The organism is Nonomuraea lactucae (assembly GCF_003313395.1).
Lineage (GTDB): Bacteria > Actinomycetota > Actinomycetes > Streptosporangiales > Streptosporangiaceae > Nonomuraea > Nonomuraea lactucae.
In genome coordinates, this window is record NZ_QNFZ01000828.1 from 1 (window position 1) to 5,711 (window position 5,711).

The following is a 5,711-nucleotide window of genomic DNA, read 5'->3' on the forward strand; positions in this document are numbered from 1 at the left end:
GGACCCGGGCGCGGCCAAGGCGTGGCGGCTGGCCGTGCGGGAGGTGCTCGGCGGCCTGATGGCGCGCGGCGGGCGCGTCGCCGGGTTCACCGATGACGGGGAGTACATCGTTGTAAACGACAACGTTGTCAACTAGGTATTCCACTATGGTCAGCGATCTCTGTAATGTGGCGTTCAGGCACGTCGCACAAGGAGTCCGCCATGTCGGAATTCACTCCAACCATTCCCGCGAAGGTCCTGCCGTCCGTCACCGTTCGCGATCTTCCCGAGCCTCCGCGCAACACCTGGCGCATCATCGGCCCGGGGCTGGTCGGCGCGGGCGTGGGGCTGGCGTCGGGCGAGTTCATCCTCTGGCCGTACATCTCCTCCCAGGTGGGGCTCGTCTTCATCTGGGGGGCGCTGGTCGGCATCGTCACGCAATGGTTCCTCAACATGGAGATCGAGCGCTACACGCTGGCCACCGGGGAGACCGCGCTGACCGGTTTCAGCCGGATGTGGCAGCACTGGGGCCTGATCTTCGTGCTCATGACGCTCGCGTCAAACCTCTGGCCCGGCTGGGTGACCACGTCGGCCACCATGGTCGGCTACCTCACCGGCGCCGCCGAGGACAGCGTGCGCTGGATCGCCATCGGCTTCCTGCTGGTCATCGCGCTCGCACTGACCCTGGCGCCGGTCATCTACGTCGCGCTGGAACGGGTGATCTTCGTGAAGATCGCCCTCGTGGCCGTCCTCGTCGTGGTGGCGGTCCTGTTCGCGATCAACGCGGAGAGCTGGGCCGCGCTGGCCAAGGGCCTGACCGTCGACGCGACGTTCCCGGCGCCGCCTCTGGAGTTCGCGCTGCTCATGGGGGCCATCGCCTACGCGGGCGCGGGCGGCGGGCAGAACCTGTGCCAGAGCAACTGGATCCGCGACAAGGGCTTCGGCATGGGCCTGTACGTGCCGCGCCTGGTCAGCCCCGTCACCGGTCACGAGGAGGCGGTCTCCTCCACGGGCTTCCAGTTCGCCCCGACGAAGGAGAACCTGGACCGGTGGCGGCGCTGGTGGCGCTTCGCCAACGTCGAGCAGGCGTCCACGTTCGCGCTGGTGTCGTTCCTGACGATCGCGCTCATGTCGATGCTCGCCTACTCCACCGTGTACGGGAAGCCGGGGCTGGAGAACAGCATCGAGTTCCTCAGGGTGGAGGGCCAGACGCTGATGAGCCTGGTCGGCCCGTGGTTCGGCGTCCTGTTCTGGGTGATCGGGGCGCTCGCGCTGTTCGCCTCGGCCATGGGCATCGTCGACTACACCTCCCGCCTGGCCTCCGACATCATCAAGACGGTCTACCTGCGGGAGAGGACCGTGACGGTGGACCGCGTCTACTTCCTCGTGGTCTGGGTCATGACGCTGGTCGGCATCACGATCCTGCTGCTCGGCTTCGACCAGCCGCTCATCCTGCTCGTGCTGTCGGCGAGCTTCGCGGCCGTGATGATGTTCGTGTACTCGATCCTGCTGATCGTGCTCAACCGCAGGGCGCTGCCCGCGCCCATCAAGATCAGGTCGTACCGGCTGGGGGCGCTGGTCTGGTCGGTGGGCTTCTTCGGCACCCTGACCGTGCTGACGATCATCCAGCAGGTGCAGAAGATCTTCGGCGGTTCGTGAGCCGACGCGGGTCTTCCGTGAACGCGGAAGCGTCCCTTCCGCGTTGGCGGGCAGACTGGCGGCATGCTGGAAACCTCGGCGCGCCTGCTGAAGCTGCTCTCCCTGCTGCAGGCGCACAAGGAGTGGTCGGGCCCCGAGCTGTCCGAGCGGCTCGGCGTCTCGACCAGGACCATCCGCAACGACGTCGAGCGGCTGCGCAGCCTCGGCTACCCGGTGCACGCCACGCCCGGCGTCGCGGGTGGCTACCGGCTGGGCGCGGGCGCCGCGCTGCCGCCGCTGCTGCTCGACGACGAGGAGGCCGTGGCGGTCGCGGTCGGGCTCGGCCGGGCCGCGGGCGGTGGCGTCGAGGGCATCGAGGAGACCTCGGTGCGCGCCCTGGCCAAGCTCGAACAGGTGCTGCCGTCGCGGCTGCGGCGGCGGGTGAACGCGCTCAACACCTACACCGTGCAGATCCCGGGCCGGGCGCCGGCCGTGGCTCCGGACGTGCTCACCACGATCGCCAACGCGGCCAGGGACCACGAGCGGCTCCGCTTCGACTACACCGGCCACGACGGCTCCTCTACGGTCCGCGACGTGGAACCGCACCGGCTCGTGCACCGGCGTGGACGCTGGTACCTGGTCGGCTACGACGTCACGCGGCGCGACTGGCGGACGTTCCGGGTGGACCGGCTCACGCCGCGCGTCCCGACGGGGCCGCGTTTCGCCCCGCGCGAGCTGCCCGGCGGCGGCGACGTGGCCGCGTACGTGGAGCGCGGCGTCAACACGGCGATGTGGCGGCACCGCGCGACGGTGCTCCTGCACGCCCCCGCCGACAGGATGGGCCACCTGCCGCCGGAGCTGGAGGTGGAGCCGGTGGACGCGGACACGTGCCTGCTCAGGCTGGGCGGCGACGACCTGGCCGGGATGGTGGTCTGGATCGGCTACCTCGACGTGGACTTCGAGGTGCTCGACCCGCCGGAGCTGGCCGAGGTCGTGCTGCGGATGTCGGAGCGCTACCGCCGGGCGGCCGGCGCCGGTGAAGCGGCCCGGTGAACCGGCCCGGCGGCCCCCCTCTGGGAGCCGCGGTGGCTTGACCAGCGAGTTGGCACGGGCAAGTCCGCCGTTTCCACGGTGCACCCCAGTCTCGCCTGCCGTCGCGCTTGAGCGGGGGCCTTCCCCCTCCGTATGCGACAAACGCGCGCCAAAGTGTTCACTTAGCCAAGGCACAGACTGTCCCGCGGGTCGTCCGTATTCCCCGTCGCCGACTCGCCGCGCTGTGCGTGGCGATGATGGTCCTGCTGTTTCCCGTCAGCACGGCTACAGCTGCGAACGCGATCGTCAACGGCAGAGATGCGGTCAAGCCGCATAACGTCATCCAGCTCTGGCTGAACGTCCCCGGCGCGAATCCGCCCAACTACCTGGTGTGCGGAGGGTGGCTGTATTCGGCACAGCACGTGGTGACGTCTAGACACTGCTTCACAAAATACAGCATGGATCCGAAAAGGTACTGGATCCGGGCGGGCTCGACCAGACGCGGAGAGGGGGACCTTAGACAAGGATTTAGCATAATGGCGGCAGAGAAAACCGACATCGCTGTCCTACGACTGGTGTCTCCTGTCACAACCCCCATCGAACCCCTTCCGAGGATTCCCAGGGGCTCGTTCCCCATGACCAACAAGGTGCTGACCCTGCTCGGTTGGGGCGGTCCCGTGCAGAGACTGCAAGCAGGAGACCGGGCCACCCGGGCAAGTTCATCAACATGGGCACGTTCTCCGGGGTAAACCCGCTAAACGGCTTCGCAACTGCGGTCTTCGTGTATATCGGCCATCCGGATGTCCATGATTTCCTCCAGAGAGCCGCGTGTTCCCCGGTGGCGGGGACGGTGTGCGCCTCTTCCGACATGGGCTGATCGACGCCCTCCGCATGCGACAAATGCCGATCAGGCGGCATGGTGACGTGCGGAGGGCTTCCGCCGATCGGGCATGCGGGTCATCGCGCGCACCTCGATTTTCCTGCGCCCTGAAAGATCACGAACGGAATAGCACGGTGTCTTCAGGGTTAGGTACAGCTGGAACCCCAAGCACCGCGAGAAGTCGAGGGACGAACGCGCTCAGCGGGCGACTGGTAGCTAGGAGCCGGTCCTCGCCGCCAGGTAGGTCTCGCGGACCCGGGAGCGCGACAGCTTGCCCGAGGGCGTGCGCGGCAGGCGGTCGAGGTACTCGACCACCTTCGGGTGCTTGAACCTGGCCAGGCGCGGCGCGCAGTGGCCGAGGAGCTCGGCGGTCAGCGCCGGTCCTGGCGTGACGCCCTCGGCCGGCTGCACGATCGCGACCGCGGTGTGCCCCCACTCCTCGTCCGGCACCCCGATGACGGCCACGTCGGCGACCGCGGGATGCTCCAGCAGCGCGGCCTCGATCTCGGCGGGATAGATGTTGACCCCGCCTGAGACGATGAGGTCGGTGCGCCGGTCGCACAGGAACAGGAAGCCGTCCTCGTCGAGGTAGCCGATGTCGCCTGGCGCGTACCAGTCGCCGCGCATGCTGGCCGCCGTCTTGGCCGGGTCCTTGCGGTACTCGAACGAGCCGAGGCCCGACTTGACGTAGATCATGCCCGGCTCGCCCGGAGGCAGCTCGCGGCCGTCCTCGTCGAGGATTCTGGCCTCGATCGCCGGGGCGGGGCGGCCCACGGTGCCGGGCCTGGCCAGCCACTCGTGCGGCTTGACCACGAACGCGATCGTGGACTCCGTGGAGCCGTAGTACTCGTAGAGCACCGGGCCCCACCAGTCCATGATCTGCCGCTTGACCGCCACCGGGCAGGCCGCGGCCGTGTGGACGACCTGCCTCAGGCTCGACAGGTCGTACGAGCCGCGTGTCTCGGGCGGCAGCCGCAGCATGCGGTGGAGCATCGTGGGCACCATCATCGCGTTGGTCACGCGGTGGCGCTGGATCAGCTCCAGCACGATCTCCGGCTCGAACCGGGGCGCGATCACCACGGTGTGCCCGAGGTGCAGCGCGAGCTGCGTGTGGGCGCACGGGGCCGCGTGGTACATCGGCGAGGTCACGAGGTGGACCCCGTCGCCGGGCGTGAGGTCGAGGACCTCTCCGACGAACCAGATGGCGAGGGGGACGGCCGCCTCCGGCTCGGCGCCGGTCAGCCGGCGCTGCACTCCCTTGGGGAAGCCGGTGGTGCCCGAGGTGTACCACATGACGGCACCGGAGGTCCGCGCGGCGGGCGGCGTCAGGGGCCGCCCTTCCGCGAGGCGGGCCGTGCCGGGCTCGGCGCCGGGGACGGCTCCGGCGTACTCCTCGTGCGCGATGACGAGCCCGGCGTCGCAGTCGGCCAGGATGTAGGCGATCTCCGGCTCGGTCAGGTGCCAGTTGATCGGCACGTAGTAGAGCCCGATCTGCCCGGTGGCCATGAGCATGACGACGGCGTCGACGCCGTTGGGCAGCACGCCCGCCACCACGTCGCCGGTGCCGAGCCCGCGGGCGCGCAGCCCGTGGGAGACCTGGTTGACCCGGCCGAGCAGCTCGCCGTACGTCGTCCGCGAGCCGTCGGCGTCGATGACCGCGAGGCGGCCGGGGTCGGCCGCGGCGATGGCGTAGAAGCCGGGGTGGCGGGCGGCGTCCATCAGAGCTCCAGCAGCTCGGCGAGGCGGGCGCGGTGGATGCGGGGCGGGCCGAGGAGCACCTCGTCGGTCTTGGCCCGCTTGTAGAACAGGTGCGCGTCGTGTTCCCAGGTGAAGCCGATGCCGCCGTGCAGCAGCAGATGGTCGCGGGCCACCTCGAAGCAGGCCCGGCCCACGTACGCCTGGGCCAGCGCGGCGGCGGCGGGCAGCTCGTCGGGCGACTCGTCGGCGGCCCAGGCGGCGAAGCGGACGATCGACTCGGCCTGTTCGAGCTTGCAGTGCATGTCGGCCAGCTTGTGCTTGACGCCCTGGTAGGAGCCTATGTACCGGCCGAACGCGACGCGGATCCCGGCGTAGGCGACGATGGCGTCCAGCGAGGCCCGCAGCACTCCCAGCTGCTCGGCCGCCAGCGCGACGGCCAGCCGGTCGCCGATGCCGCCCTCGTGCGGCGGCGGGCCGAGGACCC

General features: G+C 69.6%; 5 protein-coding genes. 3 read left to right on the plus strand and 2 right to left on the minus strand.

Annotated elements, in window-relative coordinates:
• Positions 1–201 precede the first annotated feature (201 nt).
• The 3 genes from DQW85_RS28780 to DQW85_RS48300 all read left to right on the plus strand — a co-directional run bounded on the left by DQW85_RS28780 (position 202) and on the right by DQW85_RS48300 (position 3,398).
• On the plus strand, positions 202–1,638 hold the full coding sequence (locus DQW85_RS28780; protein ID WP_113703001.1) for an Nramp family divalent metal transporter: 1,437 nt from the start codon (positions 202–204) through the stop codon (positions 1,636–1,638).
• 63 nt (positions 1,639–1,701) lie between these two features.
• Positions 1,702–2,670 (plus strand): helix-turn-helix transcriptional regulator, encoded by a 969-nt coding sequence (locus DQW85_RS28785; protein WP_113703002.1) that lies wholly within the window; start codon positions 1,702–1,704, stop codon positions 2,668–2,670.
• A gap of 236 nt (positions 2,671–2,906) precedes the next feature.
• Positions 2,907–3,398, plus strand: a complete 492-nt coding sequence (locus DQW85_RS48300) for a trypsin-like serine protease (RefSeq protein ID WP_420819192.1) — start codon at positions 2,907–2,909, stop codon at positions 3,396–3,398.
• Between the two features lie 347 nt (positions 3,399–3,745).
• Here DQW85_RS48300 and DQW85_RS28795 read toward each other — a convergent pair whose 3' ends face one another.
• Both DQW85_RS28795 and DQW85_RS28800 read right to left on the minus strand, forming a co-directional pair.
• A complete protein-coding gene (locus DQW85_RS28795; RefSeq protein WP_113703004.1) occupies positions 3,746–5,248 on the minus strand; it encodes an AMP-binding protein in 1,503 nt (500 codons plus the stop codon).
• Positions 5,248–5,711: acyl-CoA dehydrogenase family protein (locus DQW85_RS28800; protein WP_275888270.1), on the minus strand; the 464-nt coding region annotated here is incomplete at its 5' end. The genes DQW85_RS28795 and DQW85_RS28800, both read right to left, overlap by 1 nt.